Raw genomic sequence first — 20,924 nt, 5'->3', positions numbered from 1 at the left:
GCGATACTAGGACCAACGGATGGTACGCCCAAATGTTTCGGAGGGTGCTGTGGGTCACACACGCTGGCTCGACGACGAGGAGCAGCGCACCTGGCGCGCCTTCCTGGCCGCACAGCGGCTGGTCTCGGACAAGGTCGAGCGACGCCTGCAGACCGGGGCGGGGATGCCCCAGGCGTACTACGAGATCCTGGTCCGCCTCTCCGAGGCGCCGGAGCGCACCCTGCGGATGAGCGTCCTCGCGGACTCCGCCCTGTCCTCGCGCAGCCGTGTGTCGCACGCGGTGGCCCGGATGGAGGAGGCGGGCTGGATCGAGCGGCGGTCCTGCCCCACCGACCGGCGTGGCCAGCTGGCACACCTGACCGACCGCGGCTTCGAGGTGCTGGCCGGCGCGGCCCCGGACCACGTCGAGAGCGTCCGCGAGGCGGTGTTCGACGGCCTGACCCCTGCTCAGCAGGCCGGGCTGCGCGAGGCGTGCGAGGCGGTGGTCGCCCACCTGTCCGGCGGCGGGGAGTGGCCGGTGACCCGGGACTCGGGACCGGACGGCCCGAGCCCGGCTCAGGCGTCCTAGGCTGGGCACATGCCTCATTTCGACGTCGTCGTACTCGGAGCCGGACCCGGTGGATACGTGGCGGCCATCCGTGCCGCCCAGCTCGGCCGCAGTGTGGCGGTGATCGAGGAGAAGTACTGGGGCGGTGTCTGCCTCAACGTGGGCTGCATCCCGTCCAAGGCGCTGCTGCGCAACGCCGAGATCGCGCACATCGTCACCAAGGAGCAGAAGACCTTCGGCCTGTCCGGTGAGGTGTCGCTCGACTTCGGCGCCGCCTTCGACCGCAGCCGCTGGGTCGCGGACGGGCGCGTCAAGGGCGTGCACTTCCTGATGAAGAAGAACAAGATCACCGAGTTCGACGGGTTCGGCCGGTTCACCAAGCCGGGCGAGATCGAGGTCGAGCTGTCGAAGGGCGGCAACGAGACCGTCACCTACGGCGACGTGATCATCGCCGCGGGCTCCACGGTCAAGCTGCTGCCGGGCACCGAGCTGTCCGACCGCGTGGTGACCTACGAGGAGCAGATCCTCACCCGCGAGCTGCCGGAGAGCGTGATCATCGCCGGCGCCGGTGCGATCGGTGTCGAGTTCGCGTTCGTGCTGGCCAACTACGGCGTCGACGTCACCGTCGTCGAGTACCTGGACCGGCTGCTCCCGCTCGAGGACGCGGACGTGTCCAAGGAGCTGGCCAAGGCCTACAAGAAGCTCGGCGTCACGGTGCGGACCTCGACCAAGGTCGAGTCCGTCACCGACGACGGCAAGGGCGTCACCGTCTCGGTCTCCTCGTCCAAGGGCAGCGAGGACCTGCGCGCGGACAAGGTCGTGCAGGCCATCGGCTTCGCCCCCCGGGTCGACGGCTACGGCCTGGACAAGCTCGGCGTGGACCTGACCGAGCGCGGCGCCATCGCGATCGACGACTACATGCGCACCAGCGTGGAGCACGTCTACGCGATCGGTGACGTCACCGCGAAGCTCATGCTCGCCCACGTCGCCGAGGCGCAGGGCATCGTCGCCGCCGAGACCCTGGCGGGCGCCGAGACCCAGGAGCTGAACTACAAGATGATGCCGCGGGCGACCTTCTGCAACCCGCAGGTCGCCTCGTTCGGCTACACCGAGGCCGAGGCCCGTCAGCTGGCCGACGAGAAGGGGTGGAAGGTCACCACCGCGACCTTCCCGTTCACCGCGAACGGCAAGGCGCACGGCCTGGCCGAGCCCGCCGGGTTCGTCAAGCTGATCGCCGACGACACCTACGGCGAGCTGCTGGGCGGGCACATCATCGGTGCCGAGGCGACCGAGCTGCTGCCCGAGCTGACCCTGGCCCAGAAGTGGGACCTGACCGTCCACGAGATGGCGCGCAACGTGCACGCGCACCCGACCCTGTCGGAGGGCCTGCAGGAGGCGATCCACGGCCTGGCCGGCCACATGATCAACTTCTGATCACGGCCGCCGCGGGCCCGCATCCCATCGGGGTGCGGGCCCGTCGTCGTACCGGGCTCGGTCGTACCGGGCTCGGTCGTACCGGGCTCAGGGCCGCCGGGAGTCCGGCTCGCGGCGGGCGGTGTGCTCGCGCCGCGTGGTGGAGGCGGCGGCGCGCTGCTCGTGCCGCTCGGCGGCCAGCGCGGCCTCCACGGCGGCCTGCACGGCCGCGGTGTTGACGTCGGGATCGATCAGCCTGGCGGCGGCGAGGGAGCGGGTCGAGACCGAGATGCTGACCATGGGAACTCCTGGAACTGTCGCGTGGTGGGTGTGGTGGTCCGTGCGGGAGGCCTCACGCTGGGCCCTTCCCGGGGTGTCGTCGCGCGACCCGCCCGGTGTCGATCGATTCAGGTACCGGTGTGGGTGACGTGTTACCCGCGGGTGAACGCGCCGGCCCGAGGACCCTAACGGACGAGGTCGGCCAGGAGCAGGCGGGTGACGTACAGGCCGTCCGGGACCCACGGCCGGTCCGGCGCGCGGAGCCGGGCGGTCAGCTCGTCGACGGTCCACCAGCCGCCCTCGGCCACCTCGGAGGCCTGGTGGGTCACCGGGCCGTCGGAGAAGGCGCGGTAGACGTGCACGTGGGCCCGTAGCCCGTCCGGCCCGGTGCCGGGGCCGGTGTCGACGCCCAGCGCCGCGGCGTCGAAGGCGACCACGGCCACCTTCTCCAGTGCCGCACCGGTGATCCCGAGCTCCTCGCCCAGCTCGCGGGACGCGCAGGCGTCGGGGGTCTCGCCCTCGTCGAGCACCCCGCCGGCCAGGCAGTCCCACAGGCCGGCCATCACGAGCTTGGTGTCGGTGCGCCGGTGGACGTACACCCGAGCGCGGTCGGTCGAGCGCAGGAGCACCGCCGTCGTCGCGTGCCACAGCGAGCGGGCGTAGACCTCGCCGCGCTCGGCGACGCCGGTGGGCCTGCCGTCGGCGTCGAAGACGGTGAGGCGCTCGCGCGCGGGGTCGGTCACGCCACGATGATCCCGCCGGGCCGCGGTGCGCCCCGGGCGGGGTGGTGGACGGTTAGGCTCGTGCCATGGAGTCTCGCGCAGGGGGCCGGTCGTGACGGCCCGCCGGATCATGGGCACCGAGGTGGAGTACGGCATCGCCGTCCCGGGTGACCCCACCGCGAACCCCGTCGTCACCTCGACGCAGGTGGTGCTGGCCTACGCCGCCGCGGCGGACGTGCCGCGCAACCGCCGGGCGCGCTGGGACTACGAGGTGGAGTCGCCGCTGCGCGACGCCCGGGGCTTCGACCTGTCGGCGCCGTCGCTCGCGCCGCAGCTCGACACCGACCTCGACGACCTCGGTGCGGCCAACGTGATCCTCACCAACGGCGCGCGGTTCTACGTCGACCACGCCCACCCGGAGTACTCCACGCCCGAGGTCCTGTCCCCGCGTGACGTCGTGGTCTGGGACAAGGCCGGCGAGCGGGTCATGCTGGAGGCGGCGAACCGCGCGGCCACGGTGCCGGGTGCGCCGCGGATGCAGCTGTACAAGAACAACGTCGACGGCAAGGGTGCGAGCTACGGCTCGCACGAGAACTACCTGATGGCCCGCTCGACGACCTTCCCGTCGATCGTCACCGGGCTGACCCCGTTCTTCGTGACCCGGCAGGTCGTCTGCGGCTCGGGCCGGGTCGGCCTGGGCCAGCAGGGCGACGAGCCCGGCTACCAGATCGCCCAGCGCTCGGACTACGTCGAGGTCGAGGTCGGCCTGGAGACCACGCTCAAGCGCGGCATCATCAACACCCGCGACGAGCCGCACGCCGACGCCGACAAGTACCGCCGCCTGCACGTGATCATCGGTGACGCGAACCTGTCGGAGATCTCGACGCTGCTGAAGGTCGGGACCACGGCCCTGGTCCTCGACATGATCGAGAAGGGGCGGTCGTTCGAGGACCTGCGCCTGGCCGAGCCGGTGAAGTCGGTCGCGCGGATCAGCCACGACCCGACGCTGCAGCGGACCGTCCCGCTGGCCGACGGCCGCCACCTCACCGCGCTGCAGATCCAGCAGGAGTACTTGGCCAGGGCCGTCGACCACATGGAGCAGACCGTCTCCGCGCGGCGCGAGGAGTGGGACCCCGACACCCGCGAGGTCGTCGAGGAGTGGGAGTCGGTGCTGGTCGACCTGGAGCGCGACCCGATGCTCACCGCCGACCGGCTCGACTGGACGGCCAAGCTCAAGCTGCTCGAGGCCTACCGCGAGCGCGACGGGCTGACCTGGGCGTCGGGCCGGCTCGGGATGGTCGACCTGCAGTACTCCGACGTACGGCTGGCCAAGGGCCTCTACAACCGGCTCGTCACCCGCGGGTCGATGCGTCGCCTGGTCACCGAGGAGCAGGTCGCCGCGGCGATGACCGAGCCGCCCGAGGACACCCGGGCCTACTTCCGCGGCACCTGCATGGGCCGGTTCCCGGTCGAGGTGGCCGCCGCGTCGTGGGACTCGGTGATCTTCGACCTGGGCCGTGAGTCGCTGGTCCGGATCCCCACCCTGGAACCGCTGCGCGGTACCCGTTCGCACGTGGGGGAGCTGTTCGAGGCGGTGTCGACGGCCGAGGAGCTGGTCGACAAGCTCACCGCCTCCTGAGCCGTCGAGCCGGGGGAAGCGGATCACACGCCGCTGCGCAACAGGCGATTTTGTCGCCCCCGGTGGGTAGGGTGAACCCGCAGACAATTCTCTGCGAGGAGTTCTGCGAGGAGGAGGCGTCATGTCCCAGGAGCAGACCAAGCGCCAGGGTGGCGGCGACGGAGACGACGAGTCCGGCGAGAACGCGTCCGGATCCGGTCAGGAGCGCCGCGAGAAGCTCGGTGAGGACGTCGACACCATCCTCGACGAGATCGACGACGTGCTGGAGGAGAACGCGGAGGACTTCGTGCGGTCCTACGTGCAGAAGGGCGGTGAGTGAGCCCCGCGGGCCACTCACCGTGCCGTACCCCGGCACCCGCAGTACCGTCCCGGCCGGGTCCGCACCTGCGGGCCCGGTCCTGCCGGAAGGGCCGGTCACCCCGCCGAGGTGGGGGATCGGGACCGTCGGCGCACGCAGCTCGAACGAAAGGCACGTCCGCGAGATGGAGTTCCGGCCGTCGGTCACCCCCGGGCTGGTGCCCGGGCACCACACGGGTCAGCTCGACACCTTCCTGACCGGGTCGCAGTCGTTCTCCGACTTCGTCGGCGGCGCTGCCCCGCACCTGCTCCCCGGCGCGGGCCTGGACCGGACAGCCGGTCCCGGCACCGCCGCGGACGCCCTGGGCGTCCCGCACGGGACCACGATCGTCGCGTTGCTGTTCTCCGGCGGTGTCGTGATCGCCGGTGACCGCCGCGCGACCGCGGGCAACGTGATCGCCCAGCGCGACATCGAGAAGGTGTTCGTCACCGACACCCACTCCGCGGTCGGTATCGCCGGCTCGGCGGGGATCGCGCTGGAGATGGTCCGGCTGTTCTCGGTCGACCTCGAGCACTACGAGAAGCTCGAGGGCGTCCCGCTCTCGCTCGACGGCAAGGCCAACAAGCTCGCCGGGATGGTCCGGCAGAACCTGGGCGCGGCGATGCAGGGGTTCGTGGTCGTCCCGCTGTTCGCGGGCTTCGACACCGACGCCGCCGACCCGGCGCAGGCCGGACGGATCGTCACCTACGACCCGACCGGCGGCCGCTACGACGAGAACCTCGGCTTCCACGCCGTCGGGTCCGGGTCGGTGTTCGCGAAGTCGTCGCTGAAGAAGCTGCACGACCCGGCCGCGGACCTCGACGGCGCGGTGCGCACCGCGATCGAGGCCCTCTACGACGCCGCGGACGACGACACCGCCACCGGCGGCCCGGACACGGTGCGGCGCATCTACCCGGTGGTCGTCGGCATCACCGCCGAGGGTGCCGTGCGCCGCGACGACGCGGAGATCGCCGCCGTCGTCGACCAGGTGATCGCCGGGCGCCGGGAGCGCCCGGGCGGTCCCACCCGCTGACCCCCTCCCCGCACGAAGCACGAGCCTGGAGCGTCTCCCCATGACGATGCCGTTCTACTCCTCCGTCGACCAGCTGCTGCGCGACCGTTCCGAGCTGGCCCGCAAGGGCATCTCGCGCGGCCGCAGCGTGGTCGTGCTGACCTACGCCGGTGGCGTGCTGTTCGTCGCGGAGAACCGGTCGACGGCGCTGCACAAGGTCTCCGAGATCTACGACAAGATCGGCTTCGCCGCGGTCGGCCGGTACAACGAGTTCGAGAACCTGCGGACCGGCGGGATCCGGATGGCCGACTTCCGCGGGTTCACCTACGACCGGCGCGACGTGACCGGCCGGATGCTGGCCAACGCCTACGCCCAAGCGCTGGGCACCGCGTTCGTCGAGCAGCAGAAGCCGTTCGAGGTGGAGCTCTGCGTCGCCGAGGTGGGGGTCGAGGCCGCCGGGGACCAGCTCTACCGGATCACCTACGACGGCTCGATCACCGACGAGCCGCGCTTCGTCGTGATGGGCGGGCAGACCGAGCCGATCTCGCAGAAGCTGTCCGAGACCTACTCCCACGGGCTGGAGCTGGGCGCGGCGATCGAGGTCGCGCTCGGTGGGCTGCAGGTCCCCGGCGCCGACCCGGCGACGCCCGGCAACGGCGCGAACGCCCAGCCGCGGGTGCTCGGCGCGGAGGCGCTGGAGGTCGCGGTGCTGGACCGGACCCGGCCGCGCCGGACCTTCCGCCGCCTCGAGGGCGCGGCGCTGGCCGATCTGCTGCCGGCCGCGAACCGCGGCACGGAGGAGCCCGAGCCCGACGTGGCGGGGGGCGACGACACCCCCGCCGCCGGTGGGGCACTGGGCGGGGACGGGGCGTCCTGACCCGCTTCTCCGCGACCACCGCCTCCGACGCCGTCGTCACGGCATCGCGGGAGGACGTGTGGCGCGTGCTGACCGACACCGACGTCCTGCCCACGCTGACACCGCTGCTCAACCGGATCGACGCCGACTCCGCCCGGGACGCCGCCGTCGACGGCTACGAGCTGTGGCGCTGGCACATGGTGCGGATCGCGGTGCTCGGAGTGGGGATCAAGCCGGTGTTCACCGAGCGGATGACCTTCGTCGAGGGTAAGCGCATCGAGTTCACCCACGCCCCGCCCGCCGGGGTCACCGAGTGGGCCGGTGCGGAGGGCTACTACGCGCTGAGCGACGCCGACCCGGAACCGGACGGGTCGCCCGCGACGCATTTGGAGATCTCGCTGACCGTCGACGTCGACATGCCGCTGTCGCGTCTCGCGGCGCCGGTGGTGACCCGCACCATGAAGGCGACGATGGACGCGACCGGCGACCGGTTCGCGGCCAACCTGCTGCGCCGCCTCGGCGCCCGGGAGCGCTGAGCGGGCTCACCTGCCCTCGGGGTCGTCCACCGGCAGCTCGAGCGTCACCGACCCGGCGCGCTCGAAGGTGAGGGTGACCGGGTAGGTCGGGCCGACCGACAGCGCCTGGCGCAGGTCGTCGAGGGTCACCGTGGCCCGGGTGACCGACGCCGCGCCGGCGGGGACGGTGGACCCGGTCCCACCCACCAGCAGCGTCGCGCCGCCGATCAGGGCCCGCTCGCCGCTGATGTCGACGTCCTCGGCCAGCGGGGAGCTCACCGACACCAGCCGGTCGGCGGCGTCGCCGGTGTTGACCGCGACGAACCGCAGTGCGACCTCGGAGCCCGCCGGGTGGGCGATCCCGCCCTCGGCGTCGTCGGCGGGGGCGATGGCCGCGTCCCGGATGTCGATCCCGCCGACGGAGGCGAGCGCATCACCCGCGGTCCCCGTCGGAGGGGCCACATCGATGGTCGGCGCGGCGGTGCCGCAGCCGGCGAGCAGGAACAGAGCCAGCAGAGCGGGCGCGGTACGTCGCATGTGCCCGGGTTCCCCGTTCCGGCCCCCGCCCACGCGCGGCCGCCGCACGTGGCATGATGGTTGAGGGATCAACCAATCTGGGGGAGCGGATGAGCGACATCGTCTTCGGCATGGACACCTTCGGCGACGTGCCGGTGGGCGACGACGGCACGCCGCTGTCGCACCCGCAGGCCATCCGCCAGGTGGTCGACGAGGTGGTGCTGGCCGACGGGGCCGGCGTCGACGTCGTCGCGCTGGGGGAGCACCACCGTCCCGAGTACGCGATCTCGACCCCGGAGACGGTGCTCGCCGGGATCGCCACCCGCACCTCGCGGATCCGGCTCTCCTCCGGGGTGACCGTGCTCAGCTCCGACGACCCGGTGCGGGTCTACCAGCGCTTCGCCACCCTGGACGCGCTGTCCGACGGCCGCGCCGAGGTGATCGTGGGGCGCGGCTCGTTCACCGAGTCCTTCCCGCTGTTCGGCTACTCCATGAACGACTACGAGCAGCTGTTCGAGGAGAAGCTCGAGCTGTTCGTGCAGCTCCTGGACGAGAAGCCGGTGACGTGGCGGGGCGGCACCCGGGCCGCGATCGACGGCATCGAGGTCTTCCCGACGGCCGGTCGCCGGCTGCCCGTGTGGGTCGGCGTCGGGGGATCCCCGGAGTCGGTGGTACGCACCGCCCGCTACGACCTCGGTCTCATGCTGGCGATCATCGGCGGCCCCGCCGGCCGGTTCGCGCCCTACGTCGACCTCTACCACCGCGCCGTCGAGCAGTTCGGGCACACGGCGAAGCCGGTGGGCATGCACTCGCCGGGGTTCGTCGCCGACACCGACGAGGAGGCAAAGGAGATCTTCTTCGCCCCGTACAAGGCGCAGATGGACCGGATCGGCGCACAGCGCGGCTGGCCGCCGCTGGACCGCGCCCGGTTCGAGGCCGAGATCTCCGGCGGGGCGCTGCACGTCGGGTCCCCGGAGACGGTGGCACGCCGGATCGCGGACTCGGTCCGCTCGCTCGGCGCCCAGCGCTTCGACCTGATCTACACCGTCGGTCCGCAGCCGGTCTCGGCCCGGCTGCGTGCGGTCGAGCTGTACGGCACCCGCGTGATCCCGATGGTGCGCGAGCTGCTCGCCTGACCGGACGCACACCCCCGGCCGGGTGCCCACACCCGTGGCGACGGGTGTGGGAGGCGGTCGGCGGGTGTGGCTGGGGCCGGGGTCAGGCGGGGATGATGCGGGCCGCGGCGGCGCGCAGGCCGTCGACCAGCGCCCGCAGTGCGGGGAGGTCGGCGTCGGACCCGCGGGTGGCCAGTACCAGGGAGCGCCCCGCCGCGGGGCGGCAGGGGAGCAGCCGGACGCCGTCCTCGGCGGTGACCGGGACCGGTCCGGTGCCGCCGGGGACGGTGGACCCCGCCACCGCCATGCCCGGGACCAGCGCGATCGCGAGCCGCGCACGGACCAGCGCCAGCTGGGTGGCGAAGTCGCCGACCCGGTAGCGGATGTCCGGCTCGGTCCCGACCCCGCGCAGCAGCTGCAGCAGCGCCTCGTAGGGCTCGGTGCCGACCGGGCCCGAGGTCCAGACCCGCCCGGCCAGGGTGCGCAGCGGCACCGGGCCGGGCCCGGTGAGCGGGTCGTCGGCGGGGACCGCGAGCATCGCGGGCTCGGTGGCCAGGGCGGTCACCCGGATCCCGGCGGGCAGCCGGGCCGGGGCCTGGGTCCAGCTCTCCATGAGCACCGCGTCCAGGTCGCGGGACTGCAGGGCGGGCAGCAGGTCGACGACCTCGCCGTCGTCCACGGTCGGGACCAGCCGGGGGTGGGCGACGGCCAACCCGTCGATGACCTCGGGCAGCAGCGTCCGCAGCGCGCTCGCGACCGAGCCGATCCGTAGCGGGCCTGCGGCATCGTCGTGCAGGGCGGCGAGGTCGCGCTCGGCCCCGGCGACGGTCGCGGCCGCGGCGGCCGCGTGCCCGGCCAGCACGTGCCCGGCGGCGGTGAGCCGGATGCCGCGCCCGTCCGGTTCGACGAGACGGGCGCCGGTCTCGCGTTCGAGCTTGCGCAGCTGCTGGGTCACCGCAGGGCCGGTGATGTGCAGCGCGGCCGCGGCGGCGCCGACCGAGCCGTGCTCGGCGACGGCGTCGAACACCTGGAGCCGGTCCCAGGAAATCACGTAGCCGAGCTTAGAGGTCGCGCGGATTGGTTGGTGATCATGGACGTCGTGCAGGTCGGGCGTTCCAGCGGTGTGTGGTCCAGGCCTGCCGAATCAAGCTACGGAGTGTGACGATCGTGTCGGCGAGGTCGAAGAACGCGTCGACGACGATTTCTCGTCGTTCGTAGCAGCGCTGCAGCCGGTTGAAGCTGTTGTGCCAAGCGTTGGTCCGCTCGACGTGCCAGCGGCGGGTGGCCTGGATCGGCGCTTTCTCACCCTTGTGCGCGATCTCGCCGTGCAGGCCTCGTTCGGCCAGCGTGTCGCGGGTCTTGCCGGAGTCATAGCCGGCGTCGAGGTGCACGGTGATGTCGTCGGGCAGCGGGCCGAGAGCATCGAGGCGGTCGAGGGTGGGGCCCAGTAGCGGGGAGTCGTGCCGGTTGGCTCCGGCCAGGACTCGGCCCAGCGGGATGCCGTATCCCTCGACGAGCACCGAACGTTTCATACCCTGTTTGCGCCGGTCCACCGGCGACGGACCGGCGACCTCGCCGCCGCCGGGGGCCTTGGTGATGGCGCCATCGACGGCGATGTCGTGCAGCAGCAGACCGACGATGCGGTCGTAGGCGTCCAGGACGATCCGACGCAGCTGGGCGAAGACCCCGAGCCTGATCCACTCGTCACGACGATCGCGGATGGTGGTCGCCGAGCAGGTGCTGTCAGCGATGCCCTCATACGAGCAGCCGAACCGCAGTACCTGCAGGAGCTTGTCGAACACGATCCGATCCGCGATCCGGCGGCGATGGCAGCCCAGCGGATGGGTGGGATCGAACTCGTCTCGATGAGGCAGCAGCGCGGTGAACTGGTCCCACAACGGCTCGGTCAGCCATGATGGCAGGGTGGGCACGCGGCCTCCAGACGATCACGAAGCGTAGATAACTTCATGATCGGCAGGCCCGTACCCGCCCTCGCCCCCAGACACTCGACCGCGGCCAAGCTGTGACCAATCCGCGCGACCTCTAAGACGTCGTTTCAGAAGTGGTGGGCCCGGTTCTGCCGGTGACGGCGGGGCTGGCAGCATCGGCTGATGGTCGCGCCTCGTGTGTCTGAGAAGACGAAGATTTTCGAGTTGGAGATCGTCCTGACCGAGGTGGTGCCGGCGGTCCGGCGTCGGGTGCAGGTGCCGGGCGAGGTCGACTTGGCGGTGTTACACGAGGTGGTGCAGTCAGTGATGGGCTGGACGAACTCTCATCTGCACGAGTTCGAGATCGTCGGGCGCCGCTACGGGATCCCAGACCCGGACTGGCCCGGACAGGATGTCGCCGACGAGACGAAAGAGAAGCTGTTTCGGCTGGTCAAGGCTGGTGACCGGTTCGGTTACGTCTACGACTTCGGTGACAACTGGGCCCACGAGATCACCGTCGAGGCGGTCGCGGCCGTCGAGCCGGGAGTGTGCTATCCGCGATGCGTCGCCGGGCAGGGGGCGTGCCCGCCCGAGGACGTCGGCGGGATCGGGGGGTATGAGGACTTCCAGGCCGTGCTCGCCGACCCTGACCATCCCGACCGCGCCGAGCGCCTGGAGTGGGCGGGCGGGCCGTTCGACCCGCACCGCTTCGACCCTGACGAGGCCGACCGGGCCTTGGAGTGGCTGGCCTGGCGGCCGCTGGCCCCGACCTCGTAGGCGAGTGCCTCAGCGAGGGCTGGGTCGACCATCACTTCGGCTTCGGCTTCGGCTTGGTGAGGCGGCGGTGGCAGATCAGGGCGCAGGCCAGCGATAACAGCGCGGTGATCGTGGATTCGGCGCGGTCGTAGCGCAGCGCGAGGCGGCGGAAGTCCAGCAGCCAGGACATGGTGCGCTCGACGACCCAGCGGACCCGCCCGAGCCGGGTGGAGTCCTCGATCCCGCGCCGGGCGATCCGCACCCCGATCCCACGCCCACTCAGGTAGCGGCGGCAGCGGGGATAGTCGTAGCCCTTGTCGGCGTGCACCTTGTCCGGCCGACGTCGCGGACGCCCCGGCTGTCCCGCCCGTTCGCGGACGCCGGGGTTGGTGTCCAGCAGCGGGGCGAGCATCCGACTGTCGTGGGTGTTCGCCCCGGTGACCAGCGCATGCAGCGGGAGCCCGCCTCGGTCGCAGAGCACGTGGTACTTGCTGCCCGCCTTCCCGCGATCGGTCGGCGAGGGCCCGGTGGCCTCGCCGCGGCGCTTGGCCCGCACGCTCACGCTGTCCACCGCCGCCCGCGACCAGTCCAGCAGGCCCTGCTGGGCGAGGCGGTCGAGCATCACCCGGTGCAGCTGGGCCCAGACCCCGGCCTGCTGCCACTGCCGTAGCCGCCGCCAGCAGGTCACTCCGGACCCACAGCCGAGCTCGGCGGGCAGCGCGTTCCAGCTGATCCCGGTCTTGAGCACGAACACGATCCCGGCCAGAGCGGCCCGATCCGGCACCCGCGGACGGCCTGTCCGTCCCCGCTTGTGCTTGCGCGGCTTGGGCAGCAGCGGCTCCACCAGCGCCCACAGCTCGTCGCTCACCAATCGCTCGACACAAGATCGCCGCGCCACGACCGGACATGATCAGCTACCAGCGCCGATCCACACAGGACCGACACGCCGACTTCTGAAACGACCTCTTAGCGGTACCGGGTAGGAACACTCATTGGATCTTTGCGGTGGACGCGGGGATCGTGGAGCCCGTGACCGTACGCACCGCCCCCGACCCGCACTCCACCCTCCTCCTGCTCGCCGGCGCCTCGGTGCTGGCCTGGACCGGCATCCTCGTCGCGCTCGCGGGCGCGGACCCGGCGACGGCGTCGTTCTGGCGGTGCGTGCTCGCGCTGGTCGTGCTGGCGCCGTGGGCCCTGGCCGAGTACCGGCGCGCCGGCGGGCTCCCGCTCGCGACGGTCGGCTGGGCTCTGCTGTCCGGGGTGTTCCTCGGTGCGGACTTCCTGCTGTGGACCCGCGCGGTGCTCGACGCGGGCGCCGGCATCGCGAACGTCGTGCTCAACATCCAGGTGCTGGCGCTGCCGCTGATCGCCTGGGTGGTCGCGGGCGAGCGGGTCCCGCGCAGGCTCGTCTACGCCGCGCCGCTGCTGCTGGGCGGGATCGCCCTGGCCGGCGGGGTACTGGGTGCCGGGGTCGGCGGGCCGGAACCGGTGCGCGGCGCGGTGCTCGGCACCCTCGCCGGGGTCGCCTACGCCGGCTTCCTGCACCTCAACCGCTCGGTGTCCCGGGGCCGGCCGCGCCACCTCGTGACCCCGGTCGCGCTGGCGACCGTCGGGGCCGGGGTCACCTGCGGGATCGTCGGTGTCGCCGGCGGCGGGATCGTCGTGGCCCTCCCCGCGACGACGTGGGCCTGGCTGATCGTGCTGGCACTGACCGGACAGGTGGTGTCCTGGGTGCTGATCGGGCGTGGATCGGCTGGGCTCGCCCCGGGCACCGCGGGTGCGCTGCTGCTGGTACACCCGGTGCTCTCGGTGCTGCTCGGCATGCTGGTGCTCGGGGAGACCCTCACCGGCTGGCAGGTCATCGGCTGTGCACTGGTCGTCGCCACGGTCGCGGCGCTGGTCGGGCCGGCCGGGAACGCGGGGCGGCTGCGCCGGGTGGTGGACCGGCACGAGCGGGCCTGGGCCACGCTCACCCCGCGGGCCTGATCCACCCCCGGCCTACAGGTCGATCCGCTCGGCCCCGGTGTAGACGTTGCCGGTCCGCCCGCGCAGGAACCCGACCAGGGTCATCCCGGACTCCTCGGCGAGCTCGACGGCCAGCGACGACGGCGCCGACACGGCCGCGAGCATCGGTACTCCGGCCATCACGGCCTTCTGCACGAGCTCGAACGACGCCCGCCCGGACACCATCAGCACGGTGCCCGCGGCGGGCACCCGGCCGTCCATCACCATCCGGCCCAGCACCTTGTCCACCGCGTTGTGCCGCCCCACGTCCTCCCGCGCGGCGAGCAGGCCGCCGTCGGCGTCGAACAGGGCGGCGGCGTGCAGCCCGCCGGTGGAGCCGAACACCTTCTGGTGCTCGCGCAGCCGGTCGGGCAGCTCCAGCAGCAGCTCCCGGCCGATCCGCAGCGGGTCCGCGGCGGGGGAGTGCCGGGTCTTCAGCTTCACCGCGTCCAGCGAGGCCTTCCCGCACACCCCGCACGACGAGGTGGTGTAGAAGTTCCGCTCCACCGACGCGTCCGGCGGGGCGACGCCCTCGGCCAGGTCGACGTCGAGCACGTTGTAGGTGTTGCGGCCCTGCTCGTCGACCGAGTTGCAGTACCGGGCCCCGGCCAGGTCCAGCCCGGAGCCGATCACACCCTCGGTCAGCAGGAACCCGTGCGCGAGCTCCACGTCGTGGCCGGGGGTGCGCATCGTCACCGACAACGCCTTCCCCCCGACGCGCAGCTCCAGCGGCTCCTCGGCCACGAGGGTGTCCGGCCGCGAGCGGGTGCTGCCGTCCGGGTTCAGGTGCAGCACCGGGCGCCGCACGGTCAGCCGTCCCATTCCGATCCCCTCCCGCTGTCGACCCCCCAGGGTAGGAGGAGGATCGGCCGCGTGCGCGGGTACGGGGGTCGGCGGCCGGGGGCGGGCATCGTGCCGGCGGGTGGTGCGTCGTCGCGGATGGGGACGGCGAAGGCGTCGCTGGACTGGCACGGGGCGGCGCTGCTGACCCGCACCGTCGCCGTACTGGGCCGCGCGGTGGACGGGCCGCTGGTCGTCGTGCGGGCCGCCGGGCAGGAGCTGCCGCAGCTCCCGCCGGGCACCGAGGTCGTCGACGACCCGGTGCCCGGGCTCGGCCCGCTGCCCGCGATCGGCGCCGGGCTGGCCGCCGTCGCCGGCCGGGCGCAGGTGGCGTTCGTCGCGTCGGTCGACCTGCCGCTGCTGCACCCCGCGTTCGTCGCCCGGGTGCTGGACCTGCGCGGGGAGCACGACGTCGCGCTGCCCGAGGCGTTCGGGCACCACCAGCCCCTCGCCGCGGCCTACGCCACCGAGCTGGCCCCGGTGATCGACGAGCTGACCGCGGCCGGGCAGGGCCGCCCGCCGTCGCTGTTCGACCGGGTCGCGGTCCGCCGGATCGGTGAGCAGACCCTGCGCAGCGACCCGGTGCTGGCCCGCCTCGACCCGGACCTGGCCTCGCTCACCAACGTCAACACCCCCGCCGAGCTGGCGGCCGCGCGGGCCCGTCCGCTGCCCGCCGTGCGGCTGCACGACGCGGGCCGGGCCCGCACCGTCCGCGCCCGTACGGCGGGGGAGCTGGGACGACCGGTGGCCCTCGCCGATGGCACGGAACCGCTGCCGCCGTGGTTCCCGCTGGTGACCGGCGACGAGCTCGCGGGGGTGTGACGCGGGTCTCGACCTTGCTACGGTGCGCGGAGCCGAGGGAACCACCACGCCGGAGGCCGACGATGACCGCCACCCGTCCGCAGGGATCGCGCCGGGGCTTCCGGCCCCGCCACGCCCGCCTGACCGAGCCGCTGGTCCGTGAGAACGGGGTGCTGCGCCCGGCGTCCTGGGACGAGGCCCTCGACCGCGCCGCGGCCGGGTTCGCGGGCGTCCCGGGGGACCGCTTCGGGATGTTCAGCTGCTCGAAGGCGACCAACGAGATGAACTACGTCGCGCAGAAGTTCGCCCGGGCGGTGATGGGCAGCAACAACGTCGACAGCTGCAACCGCACTTGACACGCTCCCAGCGTCGTCGGTCTGACGGCAGTGTTCGGTGCCGGCGGCGGCACCTCCGCCTACGTCGAGGCGGAGAACGCCGACCTCCTCGTCCTGTGGGGCAGTAACGCCCGCGAGACGCACCCGATCTTCTTCCACCACGTGCTGCAGGGGATCCGCAAGGGCGCCCGGATGTTCTCGGTCGACCCGCGCCACACCTCGACCGCGCACTGGGCGGACTCGTGGCTCGGGCTCGACGTGGGCACCGACATCGCGCTGGCCAACGCGGTCGGCCGCGAGATCATCCACGCCGGGCTGGTGAACCACGCGTTCGTGCAGCGCTCCACCACCGGGTTCGAGGACTACCGGGCCGCGGTGGAGCCGTACACGCTGGAGCGGGCGGAGGAGATCACCGGGGTGCCTGCCGCCTCGATCCGGGAGCTGGCGCACGCCTACGGCCGCGCCGACCGTGCCCAGATCTGCTGGACGCTGGGCATCACCGAGCACCACAACGCCGCCGACTACGTCTTCGCGCTGATCAACCTCGCGCTGCTGACCGGTCACGTCGGCCGCTACGGCTCCGGCCTGGTCCCGCTGCGCGGGCAGAACAACGTGCAGGGCGGCGGCGACATGGGCGCCATCCCGGCCAAGCTGCCCGGCGGCTACGACGTGTCCGACCCCGACGCGCACGCCCGCTTCCACGCCGTCTACGGCGGCGTCGAGTTCCCCGACCGGCCGGGCAGGCACCTGTCGCAGATGTTCGAGGCGATGGAGGCCGGGGAGATGAGCGCGCTGTACTGCATCGGGGAGAACCCCGCCGAGTCCGAGGCCGACGCCGCCCACGCCCGGCACCTGCTGTCCTCCCTCGACCACCTCGTCGTCCAGGACATCTTCCGCACCGCCACCGCCGAGCTGGCCGACGTCGTGCTGCCCGCCGCCGCGGACTGGTGCGAGTACGAGGGCACCGTCACCAACTCCGAGCGCCGCGTCCAGCGGGTCCGCAAGGCCCTCGACCCGCCGGGCCTGGCCCGCCCCGACACCCACATCATCTGCGGCGTCGCGCAGCGGCTCGGGCACGACTGGGGCGAGCCGACCGCCGAGCAGGTGTGGGACGAGCTGCGCTCGGTGTCGCTGAACTGGCACCACGGCATGAGCTACGACCGCCTCGACGCGCTCGGCGGCATCCAGTGGCCCTGCCCCGCCGAGGACCACCCGGGCACACCGTTGATGCACGCCCGGCTGTGGGCCGACGACCCGGACGAGCGCGGGGCGGCCGCGCCGTTCACCCCGGTCGAGCACGTGCCGCCGGCCGACGAGCTCACCGAGGAGTACCCGATCCGGCTCACCACGGTGCGGCTGCTCGACGCGTACAACTCCGGGGTGCAGACCGGCGGCTACGCCTCCCCGCTGCGCCGCCGGGAGTCGCTGCGCATCGACGCCGCCGACGCCGCCGCGCTCGGGGTCACCGACGGCGACCGGGTCCGGGTCACCAGCCGTCGGGGCAGCGTCGAGGCGCCGGTGTGGGTCGACCGGTCGCTGCGGCCGGGCCTGGCCTCGTTCACCCCGCACTTCACCGAGCAGGTCGACGTCAACGTGCTGACCAACGACGCGTGGGACCCCAAGTCGGGGACCTCGGAGTTCAAGGCGACCGCGGTGCGCATCGAGAGGCTGTGAATGGATCTCCACATCTCCACCGCCACGCCGACCGCGGCCGAACGGGAGGCCGTGGACGCGGCGTTCGCGCTGCTGGCCCCCGCCGCCGCGGACACGACCGCCGGGGACCGGCCGACCCGGTCGGTGCACGCCGGGCACGCCGCGCGCTCCCGGCGCCACCTGCTGCTGCCGTTGCTGCATGCGGTGCACGACACGGCGGGATGGCTCTCGGAGGGCTCGCTCAACCACGTCGCCCGGACCCTGCAGGTCCCGCCGGCCGAGGTGTACGGCGTCGCCACCTTCTACGCGATGTTCTCCGTCGAGCCCCGCGCCCCGCGCGTGGTCCACGTGTGCGACGACGTCGCCTGCGGGCCCGCGGGGGGCGAGGAGATCGTCGCCGCGCTGGAGCGTGAGCTCGACGGCGCGCGCGCCTGCGTGGTGCGCAGCCCCTGCCTGGGACTGTGCGAGCGGGCGCCCGCGGTGCTCCACCAGCGCGCGGGCGAGCCGGACCTGTCCCAGGCCCCCGCGACCCCGCAGGCCGTCCTCGCCGCGGCGCACGCGCCCGCCGACCCGTCGGGTGAGCAGGCCTCCGAGGCCGACCGGGCCTTCGCCGACACCACCGTCTCCGCACCCCAGACCCGGACCGGTGAGCACCTGCGGCTGCTGCGCCGGGTCGGCGTCGTCGACCCCACCTCGCTCGACGACTACCGCGCCCGGGGCGGCTACGCCGCACTGCGCCGCGCGGTCGACCTCGGCGCCACCCGGGTGATCGCCGAGCTGAAGGACGCATCGCTGACCGGGCGCGGCGGCGCGGCGTTCCCCACCGGGGTCAAGTGGGAGGGCGTCGCGCAGTCCCCCCAGCGCCCGCACCACCTCGTCTGCAACGCCGACGAGTCCGAGCCGGGCACCTTCAAGGACCGGGTGCTGATGGAGGGCGACCCGTTCGGCCTGGTCGAGGCCATGACGATCGCCGGGTACGTGACCGGCGCGACGGTCGGGCACCTCTACATCCGCGGCGAGTACCCGCTGGCGACCCGGCGGCTGCAGGACGCGATCGCCGCCGCCCGGGCCCGCGGCCACCTCGGCGACGACGTCATGGGCGAGGGCTTCGCGTTCGACATCGACCTGCGCCGCGGGGCCGGGGCCTACATCTGCGGCGAGGAGACCGCCCTGCTGGAGTCGATCGAGGGCTACCGGGGCGAACCACGGAACAAGCCGCCGTTCCCGGCGACCTCCGGGCTGTTCGGGAAGCCCACCGCGATCAACAACGTCGAGACCCTCTACAACGTGCTGGAGGTCCTGAACATCGGCGGCGGGGCGTTCGCCGCGGTCGGCGGCGGCCGCTCCACCGGGTCGAAGCTGTTCTGCGTCTCCGGTGCCGTCGGCGTCCCCGGGGTCTACGAGGTCGACTTCGGCACCACCCTGCGCGAGCTGCTCGACCTCGCCGGCGGCACCCGCGGCACCCTGCGCACCGTGCTGCTGGGCGGTGCCGCGGGCGGCTTCGTGCTCCCGCAGGACCTCGACGTGACACTCACCCTGGAAGGGGCCCGCGACATCGGCGCCACCCTCGGGTCCGGCGTCGTACTCGTGTTCGACGACCGCGCCGACCTCACCGCCACCCTCCGCCGGATCGCGGCCTTCTTCCGCGACGAGTCCTGCGGGCAGTGCGTGCCGTGCCGTGTCGGGACGGTGCGCCAGGAGGAGGCACTGGCCCGGCTGGAACGCGGCGCCCCGCTCGGCTCGCGGGAGACCGAGCTGGCCCTGCTCGACGACCTCGCCCGCGTGATGCGCGACGCGTCGATCTGCGGGCTCGGCCAGACCGCGCCCTCGGCCGTCGCCTCCGCACTCGACCTGGGACTGATCGCGGCGCCGTCGCACTCGTCGAACGGACACGGGGGGCCTCGATGACCACCACCGGCGGCAAGGGCCCGATGGGGCCCGGCGGCGGCTCGCGGGCACCCCGGGCCGGGGAGGTCGACGGCGCGCCCGAGGCCGACGCGTCGTCGGTCGACGGCACTCCGGGGGACGGCCCCGGCGCGGGGGAGGGCGTCGCGGCCCTGCACCGCACGAACGGCGCCGGCGCGGTCGGCGTGACCGTGGCCGATCCGGCGGGCTCGCGCCCCGGGCCGGCCGAACGGCTCGCCGGCGGCCCGGTGATGCTCGGAGCGATCCGGCGCACCGTCACCGTCACCCTGGACGGCACGCAGGTCCGGGTCCCGGAGGACGCGACGATCCTCGACGCCCTGCACCGCGAGGGCTCCCCGGCCCAGGCCGACACCCCCACCCTGTGCTGGGCGCCGAACATGGACCCGGTCAACGCCTGCCGGGTCTGCGTGGTCGAGGTCGAGGGCTCCCGCGCGCTGGTGCCCTCCTGCGCGCGGCGCTGCGAGGACGGGATGGAGGTGCGGACCGACACCGACCGGGTCCGGCACAGCCGCCGGATGGTGCTCGAACTGCTGGCGTCGTCGGTGGACATGACCCAGGCGAGCGCCGACGTGGCGCGCTGGATGACCGACTACGGCGTCGACCCCGACCGCTACGGCCCCCCCGCCCCACCGGCCGGGCCGGGGGAGCGCGACCGCCGCCACCCCGGGCACCACCCGGCCCCCGACGGCGCGACCCGGGCGACCGTCGCCCAGCCCGTCAAGATCGACAACGAGCTCTACGTGCGGGACTACGCGCGGTGCATCATGTGCTACAAGTGCGTCAATGCCTGCGGTACCGACGCCCAGTTCACCTTCGCGATCGCCGCCGCGGGGCGCGGGTTCGACGCCCGCATCGCCACCGAGCACGACGTCGAGCTGCCCGGCTCGGCCTGCGTCTACTGCGGCAACTGCATCGGGGTCTGCCCGACCGGGGCGCTGAAGTCGCTCGCCGAGCACGACCGGCGCGAGGCCGGCGACTGGCACCCCGACGAGGAGACCGTGACCACGACGGTCTGCTCGTTCTGCGGGGTCGGCTGCAACCTGGAGCTGCACGTGCAGCGCGGCGAGATCGTCAACGTCACCAGTCCGGCCGACCACTCGGTCACCCACGGGCACCTGTGCATCAAGGGCCGGTTCGGGTTCCGGCACGTGCAGAACCTGCCGGAGGCCTGAGCACCGCGCCGACGAACCGGGTCAGCTCCCGCTCCACGTGCTCGGCCACCGGCATCCGGGGGTCGAAGCTCCACCACAGCAGGGTGCCCTGCCAGTGGGTCGCCAGGAGCGCGCCCGCACCCTCCGGCGCGCCCGGGGTGCCGGCCAGGCAGGCGTCGAGGACGTCGGTGAGTGCCTGCCGCCAGGCGGCGCCCCGTCGTCGTACGTCGGGGTCGAGGAGGTCCTCGCGCAGGACCAGCAGCGCGTCGGCGTAGCTGTCGATCCCGCCGTACTGCCCGGACAGGCCCACCAGGAACGCGACCGCGCCCTCGGGCGTGGGGTCGGCGTGCGCTCCCCTCCCGGCGGTCTCGCGGTCGAGCCGGTCCCAGGCGTGCAGCAGGGTCCGGCGCAGCAGGTCGGCCTTGCCGCCGAAGCGCTGCACGAGCGTCGCCGGGGCCAGCGAGCTCACCTCGGCCAGCGCGGCGAAGGTCAGCGCCTGCGGTCCGCGGGCGTGCAGCAGGTCGAGGGCGGCGTCGAGGACGACCGCGTCGGGGACCTGCTTGCGGCGGGGCACGGCTC

Annotated in this window: 22 protein-coding genes; 14 read left to right on the top strand and 8 right to left on the bottom strand. The window is 73.2% G+C overall.

Annotation, left to right across the window (positions count from 1 at the left end):
* The first annotated feature begins 49 nt into the window (after nt 1-49).
* Nucleotides 50-568, top strand: coding sequence for a MarR family winged helix-turn-helix transcriptional regulator (locus KPF47_RS09560; RefSeq protein ID WP_224388176.1), 519 nt, complete (start codon nt 50-52; stop codon nt 566-568).
* 9 nt (nt 569-577) lie between these two features.
* Entirely contained in the window at nt 578-1,981 is a 1,404-nt protein-coding gene (lpdA, locus tag KPF47_RS09555) for a dihydrolipoyl dehydrogenase (RefSeq protein ID WP_224388173.1), read from the top strand.
* 87 nt (nt 1,982-2,068) lie between these two features.
* Here the strand turns inward: lpdA and KPF47_RS09550 are convergent, their stop codons facing one another.
* Together KPF47_RS09550 and KPF47_RS09545 are read right to left on the bottom strand one after the other, a co-directional pair.
* Nucleotides 2,069-2,260, bottom strand: a complete 192-nt coding sequence (locus tag KPF47_RS09550; protein ID WP_224388171.1) for a hypothetical protein — start codon at nt 2,258-2,260, stop codon at nt 2,069-2,071.
* Nucleotides 2,261-2,424: 164 nt separating this feature from the next.
* Nucleotides 2,425-2,982 (bottom strand): NUDIX domain-containing protein, encoded by a 558-nt coding sequence (locus KPF47_RS09545; protein WP_224388169.1) that lies wholly within the window; start codon nt 2,980-2,982, stop codon nt 2,425-2,427.
* Nucleotides 2,983-3,091: 109 nt separating this feature from the next.
* Between KPF47_RS09545 and dop the strand changes: the two genes are divergently transcribed.
* From dop to KPF47_RS09520, 5 genes are all read left to right on the top strand, one after another.
* Complete coding sequence (gene dop / locus KPF47_RS09540) at nt 3,092-4,600, top strand: depupylase/deamidase Dop (RefSeq protein WP_224388508.1); 1,509 nt, start codon at nt 3,092-3,094, stop codon at nt 4,598-4,600.
* Between the two features lie 121 nt (nt 4,601-4,721).
* Nucleotides 4,722-4,919 (top strand): ubiquitin-like protein Pup, encoded by a 198-nt coding sequence (locus KPF47_RS09535; RefSeq protein ID WP_020626587.1) that lies wholly within the window; start codon nt 4,722-4,724, stop codon nt 4,917-4,919.
* A 163-nt stretch (nt 4,920-5,082) separates the two neighbouring features.
* Nucleotides 5,083-5,970 carry a proteasome subunit beta gene (prcB, locus tag KPF47_RS09530; protein WP_224388166.1) on the top strand — a complete coding sequence of 296 codons (888 nt, stop codon included), beginning with the start codon at nt 5,083-5,085 and terminating at the stop codon, nt 5,968-5,970.
* Between the two features lie 40 nt (nt 5,971-6,010).
* Nucleotides 6,011-6,826: a proteasome subunit alpha gene (gene prcA / locus KPF47_RS09525; protein WP_224388164.1), complete on the top strand. Its 816-nt coding sequence runs from the start codon at nt 6,011-6,013 to the stop codon at nt 6,824-6,826.
* A gap of 65 nt (nt 6,827-6,891) precedes the next feature.
* Entirely contained in the window at nt 6,892-7,341 is a 450-nt protein-coding gene (locus tag KPF47_RS09520) for a hypothetical protein (protein WP_224388161.1), read from the top strand.
* A 6-nt stretch (nt 7,342-7,347) separates the two neighbouring features.
* On the opposite strand, the gene KPF47_RS09515 is transcribed toward KPF47_RS09520, so the two are convergent.
* Complete coding sequence (locus tag KPF47_RS09515; protein ID WP_224388159.1) at nt 7,348-7,857, bottom strand: copper chaperone PCu(A)C; 510 nt, start codon at nt 7,855-7,857, stop codon at nt 7,348-7,350.
* A gap of 89 nt (nt 7,858-7,946) precedes the next feature.
* On the opposite strand from KPF47_RS09515, the gene KPF47_RS09510 reads away from it, so the two are divergent.
* Nucleotides 7,947-8,972 carry an LLM class flavin-dependent oxidoreductase gene (locus KPF47_RS09510; protein WP_224388157.1) on the top strand — a complete coding sequence of 342 codons (1,026 nt, stop codon included), beginning with the start codon at nt 7,947-7,949 and terminating at the stop codon, nt 8,970-8,972.
* Nucleotides 8,973-9,054: 82 nt separating this feature from the next.
* Here the strand turns inward: KPF47_RS09510 and KPF47_RS09505 are convergent, their stop codons facing one another.
* The gene (locus KPF47_RS09505; protein WP_224388155.1) at nt 9,055-10,002 is read right to left on the bottom strand and encodes a LysR family transcriptional regulator; all 948 of its coding nucleotides are present in this window, start codon (nt 10,000-10,002) and stop codon (nt 9,055-9,057) included.
* 37 nt (nt 10,003-10,039) lie between these two features.
* On the bottom strand, nt 10,040-10,882 hold the full coding sequence (locus KPF47_RS09500) for an IS5 family transposase (RefSeq protein ID WP_224386276.1): 843 nt from the start codon (nt 10,880-10,882) through the stop codon (nt 10,040-10,042).
* A gap of 180 nt (nt 10,883-11,062) precedes the next feature.
* On the opposite strand from KPF47_RS09500, the gene KPF47_RS09495 reads away from it, so the two are divergent.
* Nucleotides 11,063-11,656 (top strand): plasmid pRiA4b ORF-3 family protein, encoded by a 594-nt coding sequence (locus KPF47_RS09495; protein WP_224386178.1) that lies wholly within the window; start codon nt 11,063-11,065, stop codon nt 11,654-11,656.
* Between the two features lie 31 nt (nt 11,657-11,687).
* Here KPF47_RS09495 and KPF47_RS09490 read toward each other — a convergent pair whose 3' ends face one another.
* Nucleotides 11,688-12,533, bottom strand: a complete 846-nt coding sequence (locus tag KPF47_RS09490; protein WP_224386179.1) for an IS5 family transposase — start codon at nt 12,531-12,533, stop codon at nt 11,688-11,690.
* 131 nt (nt 12,534-12,664) lie between these two features.
* Here KPF47_RS09490 and KPF47_RS09485 point away from each other — a divergent pair, with 131 nt between their 5' ends.
* A complete protein-coding gene (locus KPF47_RS09485) occupies nt 12,665-13,621 on the top strand; it encodes a DMT family transporter (RefSeq protein ID WP_224388153.1) in 957 nt (318 codons plus the stop codon).
* Between the two features lie 12 nt (nt 13,622-13,633).
* Here the strand turns inward: KPF47_RS09485 and fdhD are convergent, their stop codons facing one another.
* Entirely contained in the window at nt 13,634-14,461 is an 828-nt protein-coding gene (gene fdhD, locus KPF47_RS09480) for a formate dehydrogenase accessory sulfurtransferase FdhD (protein WP_224388151.1), read from the bottom strand.
* 51 nt (nt 14,462-14,512) lie between these two features.
* Between fdhD and KPF47_RS09475 the strand changes: the two genes are divergently transcribed.
* From KPF47_RS09475 to KPF47_RS09460, 4 genes are all read left to right on the top strand, one after another.
* Complete coding sequence (locus tag KPF47_RS09475) at nt 14,513-15,301, top strand: molybdenum cofactor guanylyltransferase (RefSeq protein ID WP_224388149.1); 789 nt, start codon at nt 14,513-14,515, stop codon at nt 15,299-15,301.
* A 62-nt stretch (nt 15,302-15,363) separates the two neighbouring features.
* The gene (locus KPF47_RS09470) at nt 15,364-17,289 is read left to right on the top strand and encodes a molybdopterin oxidoreductase family protein (protein WP_224388147.1); all 1,926 of its coding nucleotides are present in this window, start codon (nt 15,364-15,366) and stop codon (nt 17,287-17,289) included.
* Complete coding sequence (locus KPF47_RS09465; RefSeq protein ID WP_224388145.1) at nt 17,290-19,176, top strand: NAD(P)H-dependent oxidoreductase subunit E; 1,887 nt, start codon at nt 17,290-17,292, stop codon at nt 19,174-19,176. It abuts the gene before it with no gap.
* Nucleotides 19,173-20,366, top strand: coding sequence for a 2Fe-2S iron-sulfur cluster-binding protein (locus tag KPF47_RS09460; protein WP_224388143.1), 1,194 nt, complete (start codon nt 19,173-19,175; stop codon nt 20,364-20,366). Before KPF47_RS09465 ends, KPF47_RS09460 begins: the two co-directional genes overlap by 4 nt.
* On the opposite strand, the gene KPF47_RS09455 is transcribed toward KPF47_RS09460, so the two are convergent.
* The gene (locus KPF47_RS09455) at nt 20,317-20,919 is read right to left on the bottom strand and encodes a TetR/AcrR family transcriptional regulator (RefSeq protein WP_224388141.1); all 603 of its coding nucleotides are present in this window, start codon (nt 20,917-20,919) and stop codon (nt 20,317-20,319) included. The genes KPF47_RS09460 and KPF47_RS09455 overlap by 50 nt on opposite strands.
* Nucleotides 20,920-20,924 lie beyond the last annotated feature (5 nt).

Origin of the sequence: Pseudonocardia sp. ICBG1293 (assembly GCF_020131355.1) — a bacterium.
Classification (GTDB): Bacteria; Actinomycetota; Actinomycetes; order Mycobacteriales; family Pseudonocardiaceae; genus Pseudonocardia.
Note: the sequence above shows the minus strand (reverse complement) of the source record. Positions and strands in the feature narration are given on the sequence as shown.

Excerpts from the sequence above, each read along its gene's own strand:
- lpdA (WP_224388173.1), top strand. The coding sequence starts at position 578 with ATGCCTCATTTCGACGTCGTCGTACTCGGAGCCGGACCCGGTGGATAC.
- KPF47_RS09550 (WP_224388171.1), bottom strand. The coding sequence starts at position 2,260 with ATGGTCAGCATCTCGGTCTCGACCCGCTCCCTCGCCGCCGCCAGGCTG.
- dop (WP_224388508.1), top strand. The coding sequence starts at position 3,092 with ATGGGCACCGAGGTGGAGTACGGCATCGCCGTCCCGGGTGACCCCACC.
- KPF47_RS09535 (WP_020626587.1), top strand. The coding sequence starts at position 4,722 with ATGTCCCAGGAGCAGACCAAGCGCCAGGGTGGCGGCGACGGAGACGAC.
- prcB (WP_224388166.1), top strand. The coding sequence starts at position 5,083 with ATGGAGTTCCGGCCGTCGGTCACCCCCGGGCTGGTGCCCGGGCACCAC.
- prcA (WP_224388164.1), top strand. The coding sequence starts at position 6,011 with ATGACGATGCCGTTCTACTCCTCCGTCGACCAGCTGCTGCGCGACCGT.
- KPF47_RS09515 (WP_224388159.1), bottom strand. The coding sequence starts at position 7,857 with ATGCGACGTACCGCGCCCGCTCTGCTGGCTCTGTTCCTGCTCGCCGGC.
- KPF47_RS09510 (WP_224388157.1), top strand. The coding sequence starts at position 7,947 with ATGAGCGACATCGTCTTCGGCATGGACACCTTCGGCGACGTGCCGGTG.
- KPF47_RS09495 (WP_224386178.1), top strand. The coding sequence starts at position 11,063 with ATGGTCGCGCCTCGTGTGTCTGAGAAGACGAAGATTTTCGAGTTGGAG.
- fdhD (WP_224388151.1), bottom strand. The coding sequence starts at position 14,461 with ATGGGACGGCTGACCGTGCGGCGCCCGGTGCTGCACCTGAACCCGGAC.
- KPF47_RS09465 (WP_224388145.1), top strand. The coding sequence starts at position 17,290 with ATGGATCTCCACATCTCCACCGCCACGCCGACCGCGGCCGAACGGGAG.
- KPF47_RS09460 (WP_224388143.1), top strand. The coding sequence starts at position 19,173 with ATGACCACCACCGGCGGCAAGGGCCCGATGGGGCCCGGCGGCGGCTCG.